Origin of the sequence: Vibrio sp. Y2-5 (assembly GCF_014596725.1) — a bacterium.
Classification (GTDB): Bacteria; Pseudomonadota; Gammaproteobacteria; order Enterobacterales; family Vibrionaceae; genus Vibrio.
This window is the reverse complement of record NZ_JACVEG010000004.1, coordinates 40,990-64,574: the sequence shown is the minus strand read 5'-3', so window position 1 is coordinate 64,574 and position 23,585 is coordinate 40,990. Positions and strand designations below refer to the sequence as shown.

General features: G+C 41.0%; 27 protein-coding genes. 8 read left to right on the top strand and 19 right to left on the bottom strand.

Features of this window, described 5'->3' with window-relative positions; genetic code table 11:
• Positions 1-51 precede the first annotated feature (51 nt).
• The 5 genes from HUO09_RS12695 to HUO09_RS12675 all read right to left on the bottom strand — a co-directional run bounded on the left by HUO09_RS12695 (position 52) and on the right by HUO09_RS12675 (position 4,189).
• Complete coding sequence (locus tag HUO09_RS12695) at positions 52-939, bottom strand: LysR family transcriptional regulator (RefSeq protein WP_167411303.1); 888 nt, start codon at positions 937-939, stop codon at positions 52-54.
• A 515-nt stretch (positions 940-1,454) separates the two neighbouring features.
• Positions 1,455-1,706: a hypothetical protein gene (locus tag HUO09_RS12690; RefSeq protein ID WP_188234203.1), complete on the bottom strand. Its 252-nt coding sequence runs from the start codon at positions 1,704-1,706 to the stop codon at positions 1,455-1,457.
• Positions 1,707-1,714: 8 nt separating this feature from the next.
• Positions 1,715-3,421, bottom strand: a complete 1,707-nt coding sequence (locus HUO09_RS12685) for an SgrR family transcriptional regulator (protein WP_188234202.1) — start codon at positions 3,419-3,421, stop codon at positions 1,715-1,717.
• 81 nt (positions 3,422-3,502) lie between these two features.
• Complete coding sequence (locus HUO09_RS12680) at positions 3,503-3,736, bottom strand: DUF3389 domain-containing protein (protein WP_167411300.1); 234 nt, start codon at positions 3,734-3,736, stop codon at positions 3,503-3,505.
• The gene (locus HUO09_RS12675) at positions 3,737-4,189 is read right to left on the bottom strand and encodes a hotdog fold thioesterase (RefSeq protein WP_167411299.1); all 453 of its coding nucleotides are present in this window, start codon (positions 4,187-4,189) and stop codon (positions 3,737-3,739) included.
• A gap of 94 nt (positions 4,190-4,283) precedes the next feature.
• On the opposite strand from HUO09_RS12675, the gene HUO09_RS12670 reads away from it, so the two are divergent.
• Positions 4,284-5,075 (top strand): M48 family metallopeptidase, encoded by a 792-nt coding sequence (locus HUO09_RS12670; protein WP_167411298.1) that lies wholly within the window; start codon positions 4,284-4,286, stop codon positions 5,073-5,075.
• Positions 5,076-5,131: 56 nt separating this feature from the next.
• On the opposite strand, the gene HUO09_RS12665 is transcribed toward HUO09_RS12670, so the two are convergent.
• Positions 5,132-6,214, bottom strand: coding sequence for a site-2 protease family protein (locus HUO09_RS12665; RefSeq protein WP_188234201.1), 1,083 nt, complete (start codon positions 6,212-6,214; stop codon positions 5,132-5,134).
• Positions 6,215-6,384: 170 nt separating this feature from the next.
• Between HUO09_RS12665 and HUO09_RS12660 the strand changes: the two genes are divergently transcribed.
• A complete protein-coding gene (locus tag HUO09_RS12660; RefSeq protein ID WP_167411296.1) occupies positions 6,385-6,951 on the top strand; it encodes a PhnA domain-containing protein in 567 nt (188 codons plus the stop codon).
• 127 nt (positions 6,952-7,078) lie between these two features.
• Here HUO09_RS12660 and HUO09_RS12655 read toward each other — a convergent pair whose 3' ends face one another.
• From HUO09_RS12655 to HUO09_RS12645, 3 genes are all read right to left on the bottom strand, one after another.
• Positions 7,079-7,270: a hypothetical protein gene (locus HUO09_RS12655; protein ID WP_167411295.1), complete on the bottom strand. Its 192-nt coding sequence runs from the start codon at positions 7,268-7,270 to the stop codon at positions 7,079-7,081.
• Between the two features lie 352 nt (positions 7,271-7,622).
• Entirely contained in the window at positions 7,623-7,964 is a 342-nt protein-coding gene (locus tag HUO09_RS12650; RefSeq protein WP_188234200.1) for a hypothetical protein, read from the bottom strand.
• A 188-nt stretch (positions 7,965-8,152) separates the two neighbouring features.
• Positions 8,153-9,898, bottom strand: a complete 1,746-nt coding sequence (locus HUO09_RS12645) for a bifunctional UDP-sugar hydrolase/5'-nucleotidase (RefSeq protein WP_188234199.1) — start codon at positions 9,896-9,898, stop codon at positions 8,153-8,155.
• 246 nt (positions 9,899-10,144) lie between these two features.
• Here HUO09_RS12645 and HUO09_RS12640 point away from each other — a divergent pair, with 246 nt between their 5' ends.
• A complete protein-coding gene (locus HUO09_RS12640) occupies positions 10,145-11,776 on the top strand; it encodes an ATP-dependent endonuclease (protein ID WP_167411292.1) in 1,632 nt (543 codons plus the stop codon).
• Positions 11,777-11,930: 154 nt separating this feature from the next.
• Here HUO09_RS12640 and HUO09_RS12635 read toward each other — a convergent pair whose 3' ends face one another.
• Positions 11,931-12,425, bottom strand: coding sequence for a DUF1097 domain-containing protein (locus tag HUO09_RS12635; protein ID WP_188234198.1), 495 nt, complete (start codon positions 12,423-12,425; stop codon positions 11,931-11,933).
• Positions 12,426-12,656: 231 nt separating this feature from the next.
• Complete coding sequence (locus HUO09_RS12630) at positions 12,657-13,562, bottom strand: LysR substrate-binding domain-containing protein (RefSeq protein WP_188234197.1); 906 nt, start codon at positions 13,560-13,562, stop codon at positions 12,657-12,659.
• A gap of 218 nt (positions 13,563-13,780) precedes the next feature.
• Here HUO09_RS12630 and focA point away from each other — a divergent pair, with 218 nt between their 5' ends.
• Positions 13,781-15,232: a formate transporter FocA gene (focA, locus tag HUO09_RS12625; protein WP_188234196.1), complete on the top strand. Its 1,452-nt coding sequence runs from the start codon at positions 13,781-13,783 to the stop codon at positions 15,230-15,232.
• An 83-nt stretch (positions 15,233-15,315) separates the two neighbouring features.
• Here focA and HUO09_RS12620 read toward each other — a convergent pair whose 3' ends face one another.
• From HUO09_RS12620 to HUO09_RS12610, 3 genes are all read right to left on the bottom strand, one after another.
• Complete coding sequence (locus tag HUO09_RS12620; RefSeq protein ID WP_167411289.1) at positions 15,316-15,885, bottom strand: YceI family protein; 570 nt, start codon at positions 15,883-15,885, stop codon at positions 15,316-15,318.
• Positions 15,885-16,421, bottom strand: coding sequence for a cytochrome b (locus HUO09_RS12615; RefSeq protein WP_167411288.1), 537 nt, complete (start codon positions 16,419-16,421; stop codon positions 15,885-15,887). The genes HUO09_RS12620 and HUO09_RS12615 overlap by 1 nt, the downstream gene beginning before the upstream one ends.
• A 171-nt stretch (positions 16,422-16,592) precedes the next feature.
• Positions 16,593-16,841, bottom strand: coding sequence for a DUF2164 domain-containing protein (locus tag HUO09_RS12610; protein ID WP_167411287.1), 249 nt, complete (start codon positions 16,839-16,841; stop codon positions 16,593-16,595).
• Between the two features lie 201 nt (positions 16,842-17,042).
• Between HUO09_RS12610 and HUO09_RS12605 the strand changes: the two genes are divergently transcribed.
• From HUO09_RS12605 to HUO09_RS12595, 3 genes are all read left to right on the top strand, one after another.
• On the top strand, positions 17,043-17,678 hold the full coding sequence (locus HUO09_RS12605; RefSeq protein WP_167411286.1) for a hypothetical protein: 636 nt from the start codon (positions 17,043-17,045) through the stop codon (positions 17,676-17,678).
• 111 nt (positions 17,679-17,789) lie between these two features.
• On the top strand, positions 17,790-18,578 hold the full coding sequence (locus HUO09_RS12600; RefSeq protein WP_188234321.1) for a lipase: 789 nt from the start codon (positions 17,790-17,792) through the stop codon (positions 18,576-18,578).
• 345 nt (positions 18,579-18,923) lie between these two features.
• A complete protein-coding gene (locus tag HUO09_RS12595) occupies positions 18,924-19,718 on the top strand; it encodes an EAL domain-containing protein (protein ID WP_167411285.1) in 795 nt (264 codons plus the stop codon).
• A gap of 52 nt (positions 19,719-19,770) precedes the next feature.
• Here HUO09_RS12595 and HUO09_RS12590 read toward each other — a convergent pair whose 3' ends face one another.
• The 5 genes from HUO09_RS12590 to HUO09_RS12570 all read right to left on the bottom strand — a co-directional run bounded on the left by HUO09_RS12590 (position 19,771) and on the right by HUO09_RS12570 (position 22,676).
• Positions 19,771-20,349 (bottom strand): DJ-1/PfpI family protein, encoded by a 579-nt coding sequence (locus HUO09_RS12590; RefSeq protein ID WP_188234195.1) that lies wholly within the window; start codon positions 20,347-20,349, stop codon positions 19,771-19,773.
• Between the two features lie 9 nt (positions 20,350-20,358).
• Positions 20,359-20,826 (bottom strand): OsmC family protein, encoded by a 468-nt coding sequence (locus HUO09_RS12585; protein ID WP_188234194.1) that lies wholly within the window; start codon positions 20,824-20,826, stop codon positions 20,359-20,361.
• 71 nt (positions 20,827-20,897) lie between these two features.
• Complete coding sequence (locus tag HUO09_RS12580) at positions 20,898-21,329, bottom strand: MazG nucleotide pyrophosphohydrolase domain-containing protein (RefSeq protein ID WP_223159436.1); 432 nt, start codon at positions 21,327-21,329, stop codon at positions 20,898-20,900.
• A 68-nt stretch (positions 21,330-21,397) separates the two neighbouring features.
• Entirely contained in the window at positions 21,398-21,778 is a 381-nt protein-coding gene (locus HUO09_RS12575; RefSeq protein WP_167411282.1) for an STAS/SEC14 domain-containing protein, read from the bottom strand.
• 235 nt (positions 21,779-22,013) lie between these two features.
• Positions 22,014-22,676 carry an SH3 domain-containing protein gene (locus HUO09_RS12570; protein WP_167411281.1) on the bottom strand — a complete coding sequence of 221 codons (663 nt, stop codon included), beginning with the start codon at positions 22,674-22,676 and terminating at the stop codon, positions 22,014-22,016.
• Between the two features lie 183 nt (positions 22,677-22,859).
• Here HUO09_RS12570 and HUO09_RS12565 point away from each other — a divergent pair, with 183 nt between their 5' ends.
• Positions 22,860-23,384 carry a hypothetical protein gene (locus tag HUO09_RS12565; protein ID WP_188234193.1) on the top strand — a complete coding sequence of 175 codons (525 nt, stop codon included), beginning with the start codon at positions 22,860-22,862 and terminating at the stop codon, positions 23,382-23,384.
• Positions 23,385-23,585 lie beyond the last annotated feature (201 nt).

The window sequence follows — 23,585 nt, the reverse complement described above, 5'->3', positions numbered from 1 at the left end:
ATCATGAATGGGGCGATAGGATCTTAAAAGATCTATTGCCCATCACTCAACTTAAACGAGCTTCCAATTTTTCTTAAGGTATTGAATACACCAAGATTTCGCTTCGCCAATCTTGTTTCTTCGCCATGCCATAATCAGTTCCATGTCCCATTGCTGAGTACCGTTGATGATTTTAAGCTTACCTTCCTTAATCAAAGGTTCAGCGACATGCTTTGGCAAAGACCCAATACCTAGACCTTCCACCAGCGCCTGACATTTAGCATTGAAATTCGTCACCGTTAGACGGGGTTGCTTCTGAAGGATATTGACACTCATCGCTGGTTGATCTCTTGCCGTATCAGCAATAGCAATAACGCGATACTTCTGCCTTGCTTCTTCATTAAACTCACCACTTCGTTTGTGAACATAGTGGTGAGTTGCTGCAACCCAAACCATCGACATAGTGCCTAACGTTTCAGCTTTAACATCTTGAGGCAGCGTATCCACTTTCGGACAAACCAGTAAATCCGATCGGTCAGTGGCTAGAGACTCCCAACAACCAGCTAAAATTTCCTCTTGTAACCTGATTCGCGTTTTACTCACATTCCCTAGCTCTTCAACCATAGGGAAAAAGCAAGCCACAGGAATAATTCCATCGAAGGCGACCGTAATGTCTAGCTCCCAACCGTTGGCCAACAAAGTCGCATCATTAACCAACTTTTCGGTTGCGGAAAGAATTGCCCTACCTCGCTCTAACAGCAATTTTCCAGCTTCAGTGAAGTTAGCTTTGTGTCCAGAGCGATCAAAAATCATGATATCTAAGTCTTGCTCTAACTTTTGAATCTGATAACTCAAAGAACTAGGCGCTCTATTCAGTTCATTAGCAGCAGATGCAAAGCTGCCTCTTCTATCAATTGCATCAAGAATATGCAGTGCTTCAAGAGTAATAGGGCTGTGCAAAACGATATCCTTATTCTAAAAGTAAAACTCTAAGAAATTTCCGCAAATGAGTTTGCAAATCTCTTATCGGTTACATAAATGAATGACACATCGATATTAGCGATATTTTCTAAGAAATTATACTTAAGAAGTTGTTTTACGTGGACTAAAACGAATGAAGCCAGCAAAAGCTGGCTTCATTATAGTGGTTTATTGCATTCAAAAAGGTATAGAAAAATGAAGTAAATGCGATAAATTATTTGTTTTCAGCCATCTCTTTTTTCACCATGACCAAAGCCGCGACGATAAAAGTGATGATTAGCGCTAATTCCATGACAACTCCAAGAAATTGAAAATGATTTGGCCTAATAAATTTAACGGCGCAATTTTAACACTTATATAAAGTTAAGCTACTCATAAGCACAAAAATTATCGATTTTATCGACCGTGATCAATTTACCTACATTTTTGCTAAAAATGTAAATTTTCATTAGCGTTTTTAGCCATTATCGAGCAATAAAACTCATACGAAAGAACTACTTTGTTACGACTTTTCCGCCGATGATTTTGTAGGCGGGAGCGCCTCTTATCATAGATTCCCGTGCAAATTCACTGGCGCAATTTGGACATTTACACGCTTCCGTCACGTAGTTTTGAACAATTCGCTCTTTAAAACATTTTACGAGTGCTCCCTTACCACCCTTCTTGTACTTAAATAGTTGGGTACGACATTTGCTGCAATAGATATCGACACTCTTTTCTGGTTGTTTTTTGTTAGGTTTTGCCATTTCAATTACTATTCAACTAAACCGGACTCAAATTCAGGCTTAACCCATACCTGACTAAAATCGAACCAACCTAAAGCGTTACATTTAGCATTTTGCAACGAACCACATTGATCTTTACTGACACCAAGCCAGCAGTGAAACATCGGAATCACTTGTCGCGCCTCTACAAGAGATTTCCCAATTTCTTTTCCGGGAAAATTTGCTTGTGATTCTGCACGCCATTGGTCAATCAAGCCCAACCATCGATGGAAATCATCAGGTCGGCTTAAATGCTCAATATCAGAGTCATTGAGTAGCCACCCTGCTAATGCGTCATCTCTGTGGCTTGCAATCCCCATCGGCTTAATCCAAATGTCCACTTCACTTGCATTTTCAATCGTTAATTCATACTTAATAAAATCAACGCCGATTCCATCTTCTTTGAGAAGTTGCTCAATTGCCTTTGCAATCATAGGAAACGTTGGGTGCTGGGCATGATAAGCAACGGTAAGGCGTTTAGGCTCACTTGGAGTGACACTGTGACTTATTGGAACCTGATGATACCATCCGGGTTTCAAACCATGCGCTGGCAACACGCCTAGCTCAACAATGTTTTGTTCAGGCAACAATTTAAACAAATTCATGGCACTCAGTTTGTGGCATAGGTACTCAGCCCAAGTTTCATCTGCGGCAACACCGTGGCGACGATTAAGAAGCAAATAAGTACAACCAGGGTCTAAGTCCACATCTTCAGTTGAGGAACCTCTTTTATTCTTAACGGGATTAGAAAGGCTAGGAAAAACCATCGAAGAATGGGCTTCATCGATGACCCACACCTCTACACGATCCAGCAGAGGTCGAAAGCCGAAATAGTTGTCAAACGCTTGCAAAACGAGCCGTTTCTCATCGTTCAGCACCACTTTGTACGGTCCGGTACCGACTGGCATTAAATCAAATGTTTCCCCACGTTGCGATTCGGGCAGTAATACTTTTGCACAACATTCAGCTAAGAGTAATGGTAATCGCGTGTCTGGTTTCTGTAACCAGATATCAACGATGCAATCTGCTGGTGTTTCAACTCTATCGATATGGGAAAATAGATTAACGAAGCGAAGATTCCATAAGCTTTCAACAACCATTTCTGTCGTCAACAGATTCCCATTGTGGAAACGGACTCCCGGACGCAAGTAAAAACGCCAATGCTCAGGTGTAATGGATTGCCATGAATGAGCAAGATCGGGCTTCAGTTGCTCTTCTTCGTCAAAGCGTGTCAACCCACTATAAATTTGACGAGCGATATGCTGCTCAGAGCGACGCATCGGCTTTAACGGGTTAAGCATAGAAAGCGGACGGTAGTATGGAAGACGAACGACTTGCAGCCCTTCTTGGTGTTGAACGCCAAGATAGCTTTGAATGACTTGTGTTAACTTGCTCGCATCATGGTCAAGTACGGAAAATGCCTGACCAATCTTACCCTCATCGAGATATCGTCGAGCCAGATTTTCGCTGACATCAGCCCGACTTCTCTTAAATATGAGTTTGGAGAGTTTCCCTCGCCCTGCCGCTGGATGCCATTCTATCCAGCCCTCTTCTTCCATTTTATTCAGTACAATTCGCGCGTTTCGGCGTGTACAAAACAAAATATCGACAACATCTTCTAGCTGAGCATCAGCATCTTGACCATTGAAGTGCTCAAACAACGTTTCGAACTGGACTCTTAAGCGGGGGCTGCTCATAAAGAGGAAATCTCACATAACTCAAACTTGTAGTGAGTTTCCCTATTTTCAATTATTGATGCAAGTGAGTTGATAATAATTTTAGTGAATAGAACAACCTAAACATTCTGCGAGTTGTTCAAGCTGAGTTTGATTATCAAGTTTCATTGACCATTTCGCCTCGCTGCAATTCACCACAATGACATTTGCTCCATTGCCCATCAATTGAACCGCTTCAGCACTCGCTTGCAAGGTAACTCTATGCTCTCCGTCTAAACGAATCACAATTTCGTGCTGAGTGGCGATAATTCTGCCGTATTTGAATTCAATAACCATTTATTCCTCAGTACGCAATTGCTGGCGTTCATTACGCTTTTTCTTAACGGCAATCGTCAGACGACTTGTACAGACCAATCTCTCGCGATCATCGGTAATATTGATTTGCCAGACTTGTGTTGAAACTCCAATGTGTAAAGGACTAGCGGTGCCGATAACGTGTCCTGAACGCATTGAACGAATGTGGTTTGCGTTGATGTCTAAACCAACACAATAACTCTCATTATCTACAGCGAAGTTTGCCGCTACTGAGCCTAACGTCTCCGCTAAGACAACTGAAGCACCACCATGCAACATACCCAAAGGCTGGTGAGTAAAATGACATACGGGCATGGTCGCCGTAACTGTATTCTCACTAACTGCGGTATACACAATATTGAGATGCTCCATCAGGGTGTTTTTGTTGCTTGCATTGAGGATGTCTAAGCTTATTGGTTTCTTCCATATTTCCATCGTAACGTCCTGAATCGATTTAAAGATTTATTATTGTAGCGGCACTGATTTGGAATGATACTATAACCCTATTATTTATGACTGGGAACGAACGATGAATAAGATAATAAAAGCATCCTTGCTCTTTACTTCGCTCGGTTTAGCGGCCTGTAGCTCGTCTCCTACTGGGCGAAATCAATTGATCCTATTTTCTGATCAAGATATGAGCAGTTTGGGGACGAAGTCATTTGAACAGATGAAAATCGATACTCCTATTAGCAAAGATGCCAAGACCAATGCTTATGTACAATGTGTAGCGAATACCATCACGGCGTATGTGCCTAAGCAACATGGTTTTTCTCAATGGGAAGTGGTGGTTTTTGATAGTGACCAAGTCAACGCTTTTGCATTACCCGGCGGTAAAATCGGTGTCTATACGGGTCTATTAAAGGTGGCGGTCAATCAGGATCAGCTTGCTACCGTAATAGGACACGAAATTGCCCACGTCCTCGCAGACCACAGTAACGAGCGCCTTTCACAATCACAACTTGCTAATGCAGGATTACAGATCACTGACATTGCACTTGGATCTTCTGAGTATTCTCAATATCGTGGTTTAACCATGGCTGCACTTGGTGTAGGTGTCCAATATGGTGTCCTGCTTCCTTATGGAAGAACACAAGAATCAGAAGCTGACATCGTTGGTTTGGAGTTGATGGCAAAAGCCGGTTTCGACCCGAAACAGAGTATTGATTTGTGGAAAAACATGGCAAAAGCTTCGGGTGGAAATGCACCTCCAGAGTTGCTCTCTACTCACCCATCTCACAGCACTCGAATTCAAGAGTTGACGAATAAAATCCAAACGCTACCAGCGAGCAACGCTAAACGTCCAAATTGCCAAATATAGAAAAGGGAGCAAACGCTCCCTTCCTCATATGAGTTCTAGATTCTCTGTTCCAAGCTTTATGTTCCAAGTATCCGTAGTGGTAAGCTGAGCAAGGTGTCGCCAGTAGTCGCAAAGCCAACAATAATACTGATTAAGCCTATCAATAAACCTATATACCAAACGGATGAAACAATCTGACCATATCTATCTAAAGGTAATAGATGGCTTTGATGCCTGTGTTTCCACTCAAACACCAGATCAAGTGAACCCATGATTAGCAGGAACCCAAGCAGAGTTAGTCTCAATATATAGCTCAGCGCGATTCCACCAATAATCGCCGCGATACAGATCAACATCCCCACTCGGCTGTTCATCGAAAAGCTGATGCTCTTCAGTACGTGCCCACCATCTAAAGGCAATATAGGCAAAAGATTAAACAGGTTTAAGAACGCGTTAAACACCACCAGAGCTGCCCATAACTGGCTTCCGGTTACCCAATAGACAACTAACAAAATCAGCGACAGGATGAAACCAAAGCAAGGCCCCATGATAGAAATCACAACGTCTTGCCAGCGCGTATTTATCTTTTCGTCACTTAAAGCAAGTCCACCCAAAAAAGGAACTAAGTAAATACCTTTGGTACGCATACCAAAATACTTCATCGCTTTTATGTGACCATATTCATGAAACACTAAACAAAGAATTAAAGCCAAAGCAAACTGATAAGAGAACAGCCACGAATAGGCGGCGAGACTTGCTGACGCGAGTAAAACTTTAATCAGCTTGGCACTTTTTAGAGCTTTCATACCTAGCGACGCAATGCCAATCAAACTAAAGCGTCTTTCAGCTGGTGGCGGTGTAAATGGAACCTGTCGTTCAACGTCTTTTTCCGTTCTAACGCTATCTTCAACAAGATGCTCGTCAACCATTATTCGATAGGTAAGACGAAAAGGTTGCCACGTTAAATTCACTTCGAGTCGACATTCAATGACCTGCTCTGCGCTTTGTAGCTTAAAGCTATGACTGATTGTACTCGAATCGTCTGCTTGAGCTTCTCGTTGAGAGACTAAAGTGTTGTTCCAAAACAATTGCTGCCATCCAGCCATAGAGCCTTCAAGACGAAGAGGGTGACCGAATAATTCCGTACTTAATAGTTCCACAAATCTGTTCTACTCTTAGTTTAGCTTGGAACGGGATTATGCCACTTGTAAGGTAAACGTAAAACAATACGTTATATGTATCTGATATTCGTATATTGAATTAATAGCCCTTTAAATCCTGTGCATAAAGTGGATAATACGCCCTCACGAAATTTATAAAGGTGGGTAATATGTCTACTGAAGCAACTTTGCTTGAACGCTGCGAATCTAAATGTGAGCTTTGCTCTGCAGAAACCTCTTTGACTCCGTTTGTGGTTGCACCACATACTCAAGTTACCGTAGATCACTCTGCGATGCTTTGCGACACTTGTAAGAGTCAAATCGAAGATCCAGAAACAGCAGATGCAAATCACTGGCGTTGTCTAAATGACAGTATGTGGAGCCAAGTTCCACCTGTACAAGTACTTGCATGGCGTCAGCTAAAACGTCTGACGGCAACTGAAGGTTGGGCACAAGATCTTCTAGACATGATGTACATGGAAGAAGAAGTCGCAAACTGGGCTGCAATCGGAATGGACGATGACGCAGAGAAACCACGCGATGTTAATGGTGTAGAACTTAAGAAAGGTGACGACGTCACAATCATTAAAGACCTGCCGATTAAAGGTTCATCTCAAGTGATTAAACAAGGTACTGTTGTTCGCGGTATTAGCTTAGCTGATGATCCTAAACTTATTTCAGGTAAAGCGAACGGTCAGTCAATGTACATTATTGCTGAGTACTGCCGTAAGAAATAATGCCTGATGTTGCTTGTGAAATAGCTGATGTTAACGCAGCCATTTCACAAGCAACGCAACGTATTACTGAGATCAAAAAAGCCGAAGACTCATAGAGTTTTCGGCTTTTTATTTCGTACGCTTTTGATTAACGATGCAGACCAATATCACGTTGGATATGGTTAGACAAATCAGCACTGTAGTAATGATTCGCTGGTTTGCTATCTACAAACAAAATATCAATCAAATGAGTTATCAATCCTTTGAAGTTAACCGCATAGGTCTTTTTATCCATAGAGGTGGTCGCTGTTACACTACCCATATACATTGCTTGTGCCATGATAGCCTCTCTTAATAAATCGGTAACTTTCTGTATATGCGGCAATGATAGGCAATAATTTACGTGTTAAAAAATGACAAAATTTGGATTTTCAGATTAGATATTCTAATGAAACAATTCATTTACATGCTTAAAAATATCAAATCGAAATACACGACTAAAAAACCATCAAAAAGAAATATTTCTGCATAATTATTCTTAAAACAATTGACGGACAATGAATATATACAGTTTGTTAACAAATAAAATATTTAAGATTTTGCCAACCCTGCCTAAAAACTTCATCATGACTTACACACTGTAAGATAGTTTCCTATTTTACTGATTTTACGTGAGTTAATTTACTTCTCACTCAAGACTTAATTTTACTAACAGAACACAACACTACCACCGTCATTGCCACTAAAGGAACAAGCAGGGAAATATAAATAAAAACTTCCCACTCAGAATCCACCAATAGCATTTTTACACCAATAAACCGCCCAATAAACGAAAGCGCAGGCTTAAGATCAATAAATCTATGCTTCATTTTCTTTAAATCGAAGCTTAATGAACGTAATCCTAGTAATGCGAAAACGTTCGCAGAAAAATCAGGAAATGCTAAACGATAAGTTGCCCTTACGTGCACCTCAACACTTTTAATATCTAGTGCAAGGATCAAAAAAGGAGCCTTTAATAGCTCCTTCTTTCTCATTGCCTATAACCACTTGGCAAGTCTTAAAAACCAGCAATGGGTAATAAGTACACTAATGCAGACCACGCACCTATCCAACCAACGACTACTGCTGTATCAAGCCAGTCTTGAAACCACATGTTTCCCCCTTTTCCTCTCGTAACTTGAGAAATAAAGACTGAAACTTAGTCAGCAAGCAGTATGCCAAGTTATTCGTTGTGACTATGTAATTGTTCTGTTGGACGGTAATTTAGCAGCTCTGGCTGAGCAGCCAGTAAGCCAATAAAGGCGTCAGCCATAGAGACGTTACTTACGTAGCCCTCTCCTTTCATTGCGGTTATTGCATCATAGCCTTCTTTACCTTTCATGGTATAAGCAGATGAAGTACCACAATAAATGGTTTCATTTTCAACACGTTGCCACTCATCATCAATGCAAATTCTTAAATCTTTGATGCGCTCACCAATCGGTTTATCTGCGTGATAGCGGTAGCTTAAATTGTGAGTATAAGGATAGCTTCCTGATCCAGTGCCATCGACACCATTGTTAATTGCGTTATTGATAGCACCTTCAAGTGTAAGGGCTATGGTTTTTCCTTTCACAGAATAAACACCAATCGGCACGGCAAACGGCAATAACTTTCCAGCTATATCGGCAACCGATAATTTGCCCGGCTGGATAGAGGTTCGTACTCCTCCAGCATTGTGAATGGCAAACTGCACCTTATGGCCTCTTTCTCGCATAGCATGTACAAATGACTGCGCAACAAGCGGGGCTAACTCGCTTGGGCCGTTTTCATCCGGTACTCGAACATGTCTCAATGAATTATGCGCTTCTGCGATCATCTGCGACTGCAGTTCTCTGACTCGAGGAATATATTTGTTGATCAAAATACCCTGTACATCTGGATCTTTCTTGCAGACGACAACGTTTGGATGATTATTTACGTATTCACAGGCCTCTAGGTGTGTACCATCGCTGCCCGCTTCACTCATACTTGCGTCGATAAACAAACGACGTCCTAGCAACAGTTCATTGCGACCTTCAAAACTAACGACATTACCTTGTTCATCAAAATCAATTTGGCAATGTCCCACTGCTAACGCATATAAGCCAGATTGAACGACATAGGTATTATTAATTTTTTGACCGTACTCTTCTTGAGTTTCTAGCCCTAAGGCGCTGAAATCGCCCTGCAACACATGGCTATGACCGCCAACAATCACGCTAATACCACTTACTTGCCGTGCAAGTTCTTTGTCTGCGTCATAACCCAAGTGGCTTAACAGGATAATTTTGTTGATACCAGCCTTGTGTATTTGCTCAACCGTATTCTTCGCGGTTTCTAGCGCATTCATAAACGGCGTATCACTATCCGGGTTTGCGATATCAACCATTTTGTCTAATGAAAGACCGAAGATAGCGATCTCGCTACCATCGACCTCTTTGGTAATCCAATTGGCACAACCTAATGTTGGATTAAACGATATAACCGATTCGTTATCAGATAAGCGATGTTGTTTGTTAGCACGCTCATTTGAGAGATCCCAGTTTCCGCACAGAAGAGGAAAATTGGTACGTTTAGCAAAAATAGCGACCGGCTCATTCCCCATATCAAGTTCATGATTGCCCAGCGCCATCGCATCCAAACCAATGGCGTTAAGCATGTCTGCGTTTGCTTTTCCTTTAAACAAGGAGAAGTATAAGGTGCCTTGAAAACAGTCTCCCGCATGCAAAAAGATGAAGCCTTTTTCCATACGACGTGCATCTTCGCGCAATTGCTGCACTCGTGTAGCAATACGAGCAAATCCACCAGCACTAACGAAAGGCGTGAGTGTCTTACCATTAATATCTAAAGTTAACTGTAGTGACGTAGGTTCAAAATAAGAATGGGTATCGTTGATATGTGCCAGAGTGATTGATGTAATTTTTTTGGTGTCTTTTCTATTTTTCATATTGTGTTCTCTTTACTTTCACTCTAATCCTAGCGCACAAATCATGACAGATTCGTGATAGTAATGAAACGATAATGCAAAGAAAGTTAGAAAGTTTGATACCAACAACATTGCTTGATTTATCAATGCTTAAACGAGGTGTACGTTTATGTGAGGTAACCATCTGCTTATATTGCAGTTTTACATTATGCTTAAAGAAAAATCATAAATAGCCTCCTTTACATTCGAGGCATGAGGAGCTGGCCGATGCTATTAGAACGTATCGAAATTTCTGGTTTTCGAGGTATTCGTCGCTTATCTCTTTCATTTGATGAATTAACGACCTTAATTGGTGAAAACACGTGGGGTAAATCATCTTTACTCGATGCGTTATCGGTTATGTTGCCTGCGTCATCAGAACTTTATCAATTTGAGTTACAAGACTTCCACGTAGATTACTCGGTGTCCCATCCACAGACTCAGAACCTGCAAATCGTACTGAGCTTTGCCACGACAGACAAAAACGAATACCGCGCTGGTCGCTACAGAAAACTCAAACCTATTTGGTGTGAAGACGAACAAGGTACGCACCGTATTATTTATCGAGTTAGCGCTTCTCGCGTTAAATACGATATCTCCACAACGTATACTTTTCTGGATCTAAAAGGCAATCCGATTGCTGTTCACCATAGTGAGAAACTGGCTCGCGAGTTGATGAGCTTACATCCCGTCATCCGTTTGCGAGATTCTCGCCGTTTTATAAGACCATTTGGCAAAACCAACAATGAAAATGAACGGGTAGAAAAACGCATTGATAATACTTGCCGACGACTGATGGCCATTCCCGGTCACGTAAACAAAGGTGAAATGCGAAGCAGTCTAAATGCGATGAATGCTTTGGTTGACCACTACTTTTCCTTTAAAAGTCAGAGCCGAAAAAATCCTCGTTTAGAACGCGACAGTTTGGTTTACTCAACACCAACCAACGGAAAAAGCTTAAAGCAGATCGTCGGTGAAACTAAAGATCGTCAAACACGGCTTTTGTTTTTAGGACTTCTCAATGCCTACTTGCAGGCCAAGGGGCCACAAGATATTCGCCGCTGCGCAAGACCTATATTGATCGTCGAAGATCCTGAAGGCCGTTTACACCCTACCCATCTGGCTCGCGCATGGAGCTTGCTCGAACTGCTACCTATGCAGAAAATATTGACCACCAATAGCGGCGAGTTATTAGGTTCTGTCCCCATACACTCAATTCGCCGGCTGGTGCGTAAATCTGATAAAACCATCGCGACTTCGATGCCAATAAAAGGATTCGGTCTAGACGAACTTAGACGAATTGGATTCCACATTCGTTTCCATCGTACTGGAGCCCTTTTTGCTCGTTGCTGGTTATTAGTCGAAGGAGAAACCGAAGTTTGGCTGTTCAGTGAACTGGCAAGACAGTGCGGTTACAACTTAGCGGCTGAAGGTGTGCAGATCATCGAATTTGCACAATCGGGACTCAAATCTTTAATCAAGGTAGCCAAGTCATTTGGCATTGACTGGCATGTGGTAACTGATGGCGACTCTGCTGGGAAAAAGTACTCTGCTACGGTTATCAATATGCTTGGGCATGATCAACAAAGGCACCGTTTAACTGAATTACCAGACAAAGACATTGAACACTTCCTATACTCACACGGCTTTGAATTTTTCTTTAAAGACATGGTTAAGATCCCACATGACCAACCTATCCCTGCAAAAAAAGTCGTGACAAGAGTGCTCAAGAAACACGCCAAACCAGATCTAGCATTAGCGATTGTTTCTCACTGTGAAGCTGGTGGAGTTGAATGTATTCCCGTACTTTTGAGGTGGACGTTAAAACGCGTCATCACCATGGCTAATGGCAATACTTGACGCTCCGTTTTCGTTGCTCGTGTGAGCCTAATTACTCGGATGGAACAGACATATTGAAAAAAGGCATACGATTAGGTATGCCTTCTTTGTTATTAATAATCTGATTAAATAATAACTGAATTGAAATATAAGAAATATTGATATGCTGTATCACTCAGTGTGCTTGCTCTTTTATCGCTGAGCTAAGAACAGGTTTCTCAGATGATGCACGCTTATGTAGCCACAACCCGCTTGCTTTCATCGAAAAGCCAAAAGCACCACCTAGCAACAATGATGGAATTACAATTTGCCATGCACCATTTGCAGCAAATGTCGCACAACAACCAATAAATGTACCTGGAATATAACTCAGCCACTGCTTTTTCGCTTGAATACACATCAGGAATGATACGACACCTGTCAGTACATAGCCGAGTATGTCGATAGACATATATTGAGCACCTGTGATTATAACCATCGCCCAGAAAACACCCGCCAAGTTAGTCGCATAACTTTGTAACAAACCACGAACACCGTCTTTAGGAGCAGCGAAATAGCTGGTGCATCCTAAAAATCCAGCCCAGGACAGTAAACCAAATGAAATGGCTACCCATCCCCACACGCCAGAAAGAATACCTGTTGTGATCGCGATTGCTAAAAGTGTGCTCATCATACCCTCTAGAAAGCGGTTTCTGCTTAAGATCCGCATCATTGAATTAAGCACAGATAGTAAAGGGAGTTTATCCACCATAAAGAGATGTTAATCACATTAATAATGAATACAATATTGTCGTTGCATTGTTTTAGTGACGTAAGCGATAAAACAACATAAATCGTAATAATTAATTTAGTGGCTTACTGGTTGACTTGACGAGACAGGGGCACTGCCCCTTAAAGGAATTTATAGGAAAAGCGAACGACCTTTCATCATTCGGAATCCTTCTCGCATAATGCATTCTGCCAATGGGTTTTCCGCCATATCCGCTCGCCATATAAAAGACAAAGTTCGCCCCATATTTAGCTCGGGCACATTCAATGCGACTAGTTTTCCCATTTCAATGTAACGTTCTACATCCAAATACGGCAAGCAAGTGAGATAAGGACCATTGGCCACAAGACTGCGGATAACAGGTACATGTTCGTACTCTCGCCACACATCCAGATCTTCCACCAAATGATGAATAGAACTATCAAAAGTTTTTCTAGTGCCCGAACCTCTTTCCCGTAGAACCCACTTAGCCTGTTCTAGCTGAGCGAGACTGACTGTGGAACGTTTTGCGAAAGGATGATGCGAAGAAGCAATGACGGTCAAATGATCTCTACACCACTCTTCCTGATGGATACGGTTGTCATCGCTGCGGCCTTCAATGATGCCTAGATCAAACTTATAATCCAGCACACCTTCAATAACGGCTTGAGTACTTTTTACACTCAGGTCAATTCGGATCTCTGGGAAGTCGTTATCAATAATGCTGATGAGATCTGGCACCAAGTGCTCAGCGGGCGTTTGACTAGCCCCGATAGAAATTTCTCCACTGACTAGCTGCTGATCGTAAAAGCCCATTTCAATTTGCTGAGCATCTTGCAATAAACGCTTTGCCTTTGGTCGAAGCCACATGCCCCAATGCGTTAAGGCCATTTGTTTACCTTGACGCTCAAACAGAGGGCGGCCAAGCATTTTTTCTAATTGTGCTAATGACATACTTGTTGCCGATTGAGTTAACGCCAGCTTTTCTGCAGCAACACTGACACTACCAGCATCAGCAATAGCATCAAATACAGCCAACTGCTTCAGTGAATATCTCATCGCACCTATTCTCCTTTACTTAATTCCTCTTGCTCATCTATGAGCATACGGTTGCATTCTACCGACTAAACACAGCATATCAACATAATTGATAGGGGCTTTTAATATTATCAATTTTACTTACTGAAACTCAGACCGTTAACCTAGTAACGAATCAGCACATAAGGTGTTGTTTTCTAATAAGGAGATTACGATGGATATCTATTGGGAGACCAGACATGGCATCAACTGAGTCTTACAATCAACATTATTTTTCGCCAAAAGAAATGATGGCAGAAGCTGAAAAGTTCGCATTAAGCAAAGCTCAAAAATCAAGCGGAATGACGATCAGCCTAGCCATCATGGCGGGGGCTTTTATAGGGCTGGCATTCTTGTTTTACATCACGGTGACCACAGGAAATGCTAACGCTGAATGGGGGCTTAACCGTTTTGTTGGTGGCTTAGCATTTAGCATGGGGTTAATACTCATTGTTATCTGCGGTGGTGAGCTGTTTACCAGCTCTGTGTTGTCCAGCATATCTTGGGCCAACAGACAAATTAGCTTTAGCAAAATGCTAACCGTTTGGGGAAAGGTCTACATTGGGAACTTTATAGGTGCAATGTTTTTGCTGTTATTAGTTTCAGCAGCGAGCCTATACCAACTGGATCATGGTCAATGGGGTTTGAACGCCCTAAATATTGCCCAACACAAATTGCACCACACAAAACTAGAAGCTTTTTCTCTAGGTGTTTTGTGTAATTTATTGGTTTGCCTAGCTATATGGCTAACCTTCAGTTCTGCAAACGCTATGACCAAAGCTGCTATGACAGTTATGCCTGTCGCTATGTTTGTATCAAGCGGCTTTGAACACTGTGTTGCCAACATGTTTATGGTTCCCCTTGGCATAGTGATACATAGCTTTGCTCCAGATTCATTTTGGCAACAAGTCGGTGTTAGTGCTTCAGCCTACTCAGACCTCAACATACTGCATTTTATTACTGCCAACTTAATCCCCGTCACTCTTGGGAATATCGTTGGAGGCGCAGTATTAGTGGGGCTAGCAAACTGGTCTATATACAGCCGACCAAAACTCATCTCGGCCCAAATTTCATCAATAACGCAAACAACACCAATTTCGTCAGGTAAGGAAACAGCTATGAAAAGTACCATTACTATGAAAGATATTATGGACCCAAATCCTTTAACTATCAGTGCCGATACTCCGGTTCAATCTGCTATCGATATGTTGCTAGATAATCGAGTGAACGTGGCTGCTGTTGTTAATAGTGATAATCGTCTAGTGGGTATTTTTTCTGCTCATGATGTCATGGTTGAACTTTGGTGCCAGAACTACATTCCAGCCAAAGATCAAAAAGTGGTTGACCTGATGTCACGTGATGTTATCGCCATTGATGTAAATGACAAATTGGTTGATGTTGCAGAGTTTCTTTGCATAGACAGAGAACAACTCTATCCAACGACAAGTATGGGAATTGCGACTCGCTTCAGTACGTTGTCGGTTGAAGAAAGAGCCAAGAGCATGAAAGTTCAAAAACCTCATCAACTTCCTGTTTTAGATAACGGATATTTGGTTGGCATGGTCGATCGTCACCACGTATTGCAAGCTCTTCGCCCCATCTATGGAGAACGTTTAACAGTAGTTGAAGAACAGCAGTTAGAACGTGCATAACAGCATATAAATAAACAAAAACAACAGTTGGCAAAAAAACAAAGCCCCTGCATGCAGGGGCTTCATTCAATCAGAACAACAAATTACTTCTTAATACCTTCAATATAGAGTTCCATATCTACATAGCTTGCTGGCCCCATCACAGCGATATCGAAGTCTTTAAGTTCAAGACGTGTAGAACCTTCGAAACCAGCTCTTTCACCGCCCCACGGGTCTTCACCAGCACCGATGAACTCAGCATCAATAGTAATGCTCTTAGTGTGACCGTGTAACGTCAAGTCACCCACTACATCCAGCTTACCTTCGCCTTTGTCGATAACTTTAGTGCTCTTAAACGTAGCCGTGCTGAATTTTGCAGCATCGATGAAGTCTGAACTACGGATATGTTTGTCACGTTCTGCATGGTTTGAATCTAGACTTGTTGTATCTACATTCACCTCGACAGAAGATGCATTAATGTTTTTTGGGTCAAATGAGAATTCGCCATCGAACTTATTAAAGCGACCTTTAATAAAGCTATACCCTAAATGGCTAACTTTGAAACTAATAGAAGCGTGTGCTCCATTTGAATCAATCACATAATCCGCTGCGCTTGCACCAAACGATGCAATCATGCTTGCAGCTAATCCAACTGCTAATAACGTTTTCTTCATTACGATACTCCTATCATTTTGCGTAGCGTATTATCTTTACTAATAAAGTGGTGTTTAAATGCTGCGAATGCATGTATCACTGCTACTGCGATTAAAGTCCAGGCAGCATAGAGGTGTATTAAGCCTGCTAAGTCAGCCTGCCCTTCAAACAGAGCGCCCGCTCCCGGTACGGTAAACCAGTTAAACACATCGATACCGCGGCCATCTTCGGTTGAGATTAAGTACCCAGACACAAACAGCACGATCAGATCAAAATAGATAAATAAATGGGCTGTTTTAGCCATTAATCTTTCTAGTGATGAGCCTTCGATCATTGGAGACACCGTTACACATTTCCAAACAACACGAAAGATCGTAAGTCCGGCCAGTAACAATCCAATAGATTTGTGCCAATGAGGCGCTGTTGTGTACCATGCACTGTAGTAAGAAAGATCCGTCATCCAGAGACCGACGGCGAACATTCCAATAATAACCACCGCTGATATCCAGTGGATAAATCGTGAAACGATGTTGTAGTGTGTAACTTCGGAACTCATACCTACTTCTCTCATTACTATTGTTGATACCATCATCCAATAAAACGGTATCACCGGATACATAGCGTTAACAGAGTATTTACCAATATTTACCTTGCCGCTAGCCGTACAGATTGAAGAACTTGTTCAGAAAAATTGAATAACTTTAAAAGATCAAACTTCGATTAGAGATTAAAATTCACTATCTTTTTCAATCTGATAGAGTTCGTCTGCGATATCAAGCATCTTTCTTTCAAGAACAGATTGAGCATCTGATAGGCCTTTATTGTAATAAACTGGGCCGATCTTATTTGTAACAAACTCTAACAAAAACCACGCGTCAAACTGCTCAATCTCAATATTCAATTCATCAGCACAGTATTTTTGTAACGCTTCAGTTAAGCCCTCTTTCTGTTGTTGAGTAAATTCAATATCACTCATTACTTTCTCCCGAAATGAAATTAGGCGCTTATTATAACCATCAAGGGACATCATTTTCACGGCACCGCTGCAACTGTTTGAAATTGGCGAATTCGAGAAACATAAATTTCAAGTTTTGGTGATGTAAAACCATCATTTATCACTAGAGAGAAGATGTAACTGTGATAATCTAACTAAGCTTAAATTATGGAGAATAAGTAATTGTTATTGGACTTAGTCACACAAAGCGTCAATGAATTCCAAACCGACTGCTTGAGATTGTGTGAAAAGCATTATCCTACTATTCACAATAAGGGTATGAGTGAGCACCATTTAGGTTTGGCTTTCGCTCGCCGCTTGTCTCGCACCTTAACGGAATTTGGTCATACCAGCGATTATGATTCTATCGAGTCCACTCATCATACCGATATGCCTCATCACTTCCGTGTCACCTGTGAAATGGGGACGGTTTGGATTCTTACTCATCATTTAGTCAGTGCAGGAAAAACATGCAGAGACAAATTGATGAGAGATATTTTTCAGTGGAAACAAGAATATTCTTATGCCATTCAACCAAACGATCTTCTTATACTTTTAACCGATCACTGGATAAGCAAAAGCCAGAAAAGCCGTGAGTTGCTCCATTGGTGGACTGGGCAATTACCTGACGAAATTGACGAATACAGTGCACAAGGCATAACACTTTATGAAAGCGATTCACTTTTAACTCAAGCTTTAGAAGCTCGATATCAAATCAGCCCTTGTTACATTAAGTTTGGACATCCGTTGAAACACTCAAAAAATCAGCAGTTAGTGAGAAAATACATCCAACTTTACGCGGTATTACAGTGGGGATAATACGTCCCCATTTACCCACCCCATCCCTATCTTTTCAAAATTTCTCACACTGTCACTTTTTCTACATATTTCTGACTCATAGTGAACCAAAACCTAACTTTTGATTTTATTGTGAAAAGTTTAAAGCGATACCAGTACGAAAGATATGCAGTGCTATGTAATCTCGCTTATCCAAGAATATTCAAGCAGACCAATTACGGTTTTGACCCAAATGGTCAGCGCATAGTCTATAACCGATTTGGTAAAGTCATGATGCGAGTGCTCTGGAGTAAGAAAAGCGAAGAAGTCATCGTTGTAATCAAAGGATCTCATTCACTTTGGGATTGGTTATTGAATCTGGGAATGTGGCAAGTTACCCCTAAGACACTTTGCACTAATTACCCCATTCATGCGGGCTATTCATACTTGATATTGCAAGAAAGCCGACCGGGCTATAATACCGACAAGTTAGGTATCACCGTTTACGAACGATTGTTAAGCTATATCGTTCCTCTCATTGATATGGGAAAGAAAATTACCTTTACCGGTCACTCTTCCGGTGGCGCAATAGGGACAGTTCTAGCCGATTTAATTGAAAAGAAATATCCAAAATCAATAAAACGAGTGGTAACGTTTGGACAACCAGCGATTGGTGGCTATCAATTTAAAAAACAATACTCTCTTTCACATAAAACATATCGAGTCTGTTGCGATCTAGATATCGTGACGTTTTTACCACCTTTGCCATTTTACTATTGGCATGTAGGCAAATTATTGTGGTTACATAATGAAAGAGTGTATGAAAATACACCAACGTTACTCAGACTAGGGAAAAGTATTGTTTCATGGGCTATAAGGCCATTCTCATATCATTTAATGAGTCGCTATATCCGAAATAAAGATTTTTTTGACGATCGTTAAAAGAAAATGAACGAATTTTAATTTAATTTGCGATCATAATTTTGCTTAATTTGGGAAATTAAGATCTTCACAAAAATTGCCCAGTCTAGGTATTAACCGTCACACATTTAGGTAATACTAGGCATTCCCACATTAAAAATAGCATTCTGAAAAGTAAAAATTTCATCCTTGAACGGCGAGATTTTCAACGATCATTAATTGATCTTATTTAAGATCATGCATTATTTTTGATCTCGTCATTAATGATTGACAGAATATGAATATCGTCAATACTATGACGTGAATCAATACCATTTGACGCATGGATGCGTAAATTAAATACTATTTTGGGATATGGCTAATTCTATGATTCTTATCAATACTCGCCAATATGAAAAACACATTCGTTCCGATAACACGGGACAATACGTAGCCTATTATAAAAATTTGACACTACGTAGTGTATTCCAACCGATATTTTCTAGGGAAAAGAGAATTGTTGGTGTTGAAGCATTAGTCAGAATATATACCAACGGACACAGACAAATCCGCCCAGATTTATTTTTTTACTCTGATCAATATAACCAAATCGATCAAATTAACGTTGAATTATTGAGCAGAGCGATTCACGTAAGAAATTTTGCTAATTCTCCTTTTAAAAATATCAGGCTATTTTTAAATCTTTTACCTTCAGTTAGCCAATATCTTCTGCAAAATGAAAACTTCTCTTTCCGACTATCACATCGTATTAATGATCTAAATCTAAGACGTCCACAAATAGTCATGGAGATTGTCGAACAACACTCTGATGATGACGAATTGCTCAAAGAAGCAACTCAAGCACTGTCAAATTACGGCTTTCACATCGCTGTTGACGACTACGGTTCACAAGCATCAAACTCTGAACGAGTTGACCTTATCTCTCCTGATATCATCAAATTTGATCGTGGCCTTCTTAATAAATATATGAATGGTAATACCGCACCGTTACTTAATGCGATCAAAGTAGCTCAAGAAGCCAATGCAAAAACCGTCGTTGAAGGAATAGAAACTGAACAACAGTTTGAAGCGATGAAGGCGCTGAATCTCAATATGTATCAAGGCTATTTTCTTGGCACACCTGAGCGCGTTATGCCAAGAGTACAACTCGCGTGTGGCTAAACGCTATATCGTTTAGCGTAAGCCTGTTCTCGCCCGAAGATCAGCAAGAAGGCTAAGCGGTTTTCTGCCAGTCATACTCCATTTGTCTCGCAGTCTTCAATGCTAAGTCCATAGACGCAATTTCAGACACCAAAAACAAACTCATATCGATGCCCGCGGAAATGCCCGCAGATGCAATCTTGTTACCCTGCTGCACCCAACGTATATTCTCCTGTACATCTAACTTTGGAAAATCTCGCCTTAAATCTGCGATATCTTGCCAGTGCGTTGTGACTGAATGATCGTCTGTTATGCTTGCTTTTGCCAACAAGAATGCTCCAGTACACACTGAAGCAACCATTTTGGACTTTGTTGCATGCTGCTTAATCCACTCGATAACGATTGGCTTTTTCAATTCTTTAGTGTGAACACCACCTACGATGATAAGAAGATCTATGCTTGGAACCGTATCAAATGAGAAATTAGGCTTCACTTCAAACCCGCCTCGCGCTTTGACCAATTGCGCTTTTTCTGCGAACAAAAATACGTTCCAATCGGTATTCGCTAGCCTCTTAGCTGTGCTAAATACTTCAAATGGTCCAGAAAAATCCAACACTTCTGCATCATCGTAAATGTATATCCCTATGTTCATCCTCGTTCCTTAATAAACTATTTGGGTAATGACTTCTGTTTTCACTGAGTTGGCTATAAAACAGTTGTCGTGTGCCTGATGATGCATTTTCTCCAAAACCTCTTTGCTAGGTACATTTTCTCCAACAAACGTGACTTTGGGGCGCAAAATCACTTTGGTCATCGATTCCTTATTCTGTTCATTAAGTTCGAGTACGCCTTCCGCTTCATCCACATACTCATCAATGACGTAACGCTTTTTGGCAGCAATGGAAAGAAATACGAGCATATGACAACTCGATAAAGCGGCAACAAAGGCTTCTTCTGGATCCACATTAGCCTCCACCGAATATGGTAAAGGAACAACACTTGGTGATGGAGAAGCCGGAACGGTTACACCACCGTCAAATTCCCACACATGAGCGCGGCTGTATTTGTTGTCGCGAAACACTTCGTCATCCTGGCGAAACCACGAGACTTTAGCGACATGCTTAGACATAGATATACCCTTTATCGATATAAAATTTACAAGAGGTCTATAACAAACCTCAGAGATGATTTTATATTCAGCTATTTATTTAAATGACAGGAAGGCGGTACGCAGCTTTGTAATTCCAATTTTTGCTGTTCGTCGGCTAAAGAAATCTTTTGTCTGGCTTTGATGTCGCTCCATGAAAAGCCATTTTCTAGCCCGTTAACTCTCTGTTCGAACTTGATGCAGGCTCTTTCAAGAACACTTTCTAGTTGTAGCCCAGCCTCAGATTCTAATGCAAGAATGAGGTTCAGATAGTCCCAAAGTAAATCCCCCAATTCCTGCTCTAGGTAACAACGACGGTTAAGGGGGATTTCTTCCAACACTTCATCAAGTTCAGTTCGCATCTCGTTCAGATATGTCTGAGATCCGTTAAACCAATCACTAGTGGTATCGATGACGCTTTTACGCCTTGCAATACTAAGCAGTTGCTCAAAGTACATAGACGTCATAGGTGTTAATTTATCCATTACTTCCCTATCCATGGAGACTGAGGATCCTTCCTCATATGGTTTCTGACTAGACTAATTTTCCAGCATTAGTTTTTCAACCACGTTACCGCATCGTCATAACTTTCGAAATATTTAATTTCACCAGAGAGAAACCAATTTCCTATTTTTGCCGAGACTTCTTGCCACTCTCTATTGCCATACAAGGCGATCTTATCGAAATCTGAACCATGTTTTAAACCTAACTTGAAATCATCCCAAGCGGCTCTCAGTTCCCACCCTTTAAGTTCCGTTGCGTCGAATAAAACTTTTACTTTGGGTTGGTTCACTTTGATCAAGGCTGCATCAATCATCGGCGAGATGACTTGATAGTCGTCATGGGTAAGACGACCAACAGCTTTGATCGACACGAAGAATTCATTACCAATTCTATCTAAACCAATAGATAAGCCATGTCGTTCAATACTCATATGTCCTCCTAAACGTTGAAACGAAGAACACGCGTTAAATATTGCCAAACAATATTTAACGCATAGTCATTAAATAGATTAGTTAACATTTGAGGAAATGAGTTGAGCGAAAATCACCTTTTGAAGAAACAGTTGTTCTACATCAATTGAGATTAACGCTCGGTTAAGCTTCGAGAAATAGCAAACACCTTGCTAAGACTAAGACGGGAATTCATGATGATATGTACCTAGTAGCTCAATAAAAAACTTCCCCAGTACGCACATCCAAATAAATCTTGTCGGCAAGTTTAAGGCCGCCACAATAAATAAAATACACATCACGATCAGCATATTTAGTCGACTTTACCCAACCACCGAGCTCTTCAAAGTCGACAGGTGAGCAGCTTCCATCATTGAGTAGCTTGTCCGTCGTTTTTAAGAACATCTCTTCGAACTGCACCAAGTCATCAGATGCAGCAATGTAGCCTTGAATGGTTTTCTTCCGCTCTTCAGGAGTGATCACGGGGGCTTGCTCGACCAGTCCATCCAATGGAATCCACTCAGCAACTTCAGGCCCACCCTGTTCATAAACAAAGTACGCTGAAACACGTCCCCACCCGTTTTTCTTTTCGAGTAGACGAACTTTTTCACCTTTATAAAGATAGCGTTGAACAAAAGCATCTAGATTAGCCGCTTCTCGGATCCCAAGCTTTTCAGCATCGACATAGAAATCCATATTCTCGGGCTTTAGATCTGCAATGCTTTGTGGTTTCTCTTGTTCTATTTTCTCTTCTTTATTATCGACAGCAGCAGCTTGATTGGCCAATTCCTGTTGTGGTTTATAGTAAAACAGGTAGTAACCTGCCCCTGCGCCAGCAACTCCTAGAAGCAAAAATACAACCATCAGCAATTTTTTCATGTGTATACGCCATACCTTATGGTTTGAGCCTAGAGGATTCTCAATTCTTTCTTTTCTTTAACTACAATAATACTAGCTGTGGTGATTATTTGACCACCACTAGGATTATCACTCTAGTGAGTACATTAACATTCGACAATGAAACTTTCTAAAACGCACTTGATCACTATAACGACCATTATCTTGATAACTTTATCTTGGCTTACCCAAGCTAGCCAATGTAATGAGCAAGATTGGAACAAAGCACTTGTTTCTCAACAAGCTTTAGATAGTCAGTACAATTCTGTAGCGTTGAAATACAACCGATGGTTACCCAGTTTTCAGCAATCGATATTTCTACACCTTGAATTTTCGAACCAAGAACTCAGTTATCTCTGGGCTAAAAATGCAAACCATTTCCGAGATAAGATTGATAGACAAGTAGAAGCGGCTCTAGAATCGAGACAAGAGATTAATTCTTTATCACCGAACCTCGATGAAATCACTGACGATGTGGTAGAACAAATCGCTGCGTGGGACAGAATTAGGCAAGACTGTGAAGTTGATAGACTAATCACCAACGAAGTGGCTGCGCAACATTACGTGCAATCGGATAAACAACTAATACAAGAATTAACCAACCTTAAACAACAACTCGCGACGATGAGACGTTACTACGATAGGGAAGTTCTGACTTTACAACACATCTCCTCTCCTACGCAGCCATAAGTCTTGCTACATATAAGATTTACATTGTAAATCTTTTTTCCGTATAAGTGATTTAACTGTGCAATCAGAGTATTACTATTGGGCACAATTATAAGCAATTATTTGCACCATTTTAAGACTAATCCTGAAGGCTTAATGCATCACATTGGTGCATTAGAATTTTCTTATATGAATACCCCAAGAAATGACAGGGCTTTCAAC